The following is a 1,154-nucleotide window of genomic DNA, read 5'->3' as shown; positions in this document are numbered from 1 at the left end:
ACAGCACCAAAGGCTGGCGACAAAGAAATCAAAGGAACAGGAAAAGCAGGAGCAAAAGTAAATATTACTAAAGAAAATGCTGATGGAAGCGGTCAAGGAACAGAAATCGCAAGAGATGTTGTAGTAGGAAATGATGGAACTTGGACAGCCAATGTGCCAGAAGGTGTAACGCTAGCAGAAGGCGACATAATCTATGCTACACAAAAAGAAGATGGTAAAACTGTATCAGATCAAGCTGAAGCAACAGTAGTAGCAGCTGATACCAAAGTACAAGCACCAACTTTAAAAGCTAATGATGATGGTTCAGTAACAGTAACACCACCAACAGATAAAGATGTTGAAGTTGTTCAAATCACATATACTGATGAAAATAATCATGAAGGCACTCTAGCAGTAACAAAGGATGCAAAGGGACAATGGAAATTGCCAGATGGAACTGACCCATCTATAACAATAGACCCAGCAACAGGTCTTGTAACAATTCCTGCAAACCAAGTTGCTGATGGAAGTGAAGTAAAAGCTGTAGCTCAAAAAGGTACAGAAGTATCAGACGAAGCAAAAGTAAAAGCAAAGAATAACCCAGTAGCTAAAAAAGAAGTTACTAAATGGGTACAAGAAACAGCTGATGGAAGAATAATTTTATTAAAAACAGAAGACGGAAACAAATCTGACAATGACGGAGTATCAGATATTGAAGGATATGAATTTGTTCGTACAGATAAAACTGAAGATGATACAACAATAACATATACAAATGTATATAAATTATTGGTAGGTTCAAAATCAGTAGGACTTGATGGACAAGAACTTAAAGCAGCTGCTCTAGGCTACGATAAAGAAAATCCAGAAGAATTTACAGGATATACTTTCTTATTTGATGAAGCTGGAAATACACCATCAGATGTAGAAGGCAAAAAAGTATATGTAGTAAGTAGAATCTACGCTAAGAATCCAACAGTAGTAGAAGTGGCAGATACTAATTCCTTAACACTAGATGAACAAAAAGCAGTTAAAGCTGCAGTTAAAGCTGCAAACCCAGATCTATTAGATAATCAAATCTCTGTAGATAATAAGGGAGAAGTTACAATAAAAAGAGGAAATCAAACTGCTAAATTAGCATCTGATTTAACTGTGGTAAAACAAGGTCAAACAGT

Annotated in this window: 1 pseudogene; it reads left to right on the top strand. The window is 36.1% G+C overall.

The window, feature by feature from the left end:
- Positions 1 to 1,154, top strand: a pseudogene (locus PTSHG_RS09895) (hypothetical protein); the annotation flags it as partial.

The sequence above is a fragment of the Peptoniphilus senegalensis JC140 genome, from assembly GCF_000321025.1.
In the GTDB taxonomy this organism is placed as follows: domain Bacteria; phylum Bacillota; class Clostridia; order Tissierellales; family Peptoniphilaceae; genus Peptoniphilus_A; species Peptoniphilus_A senegalensis.
Note: the sequence above shows the minus strand (reverse complement) of the source record. Positions and strands in the feature narration are given on the sequence as shown.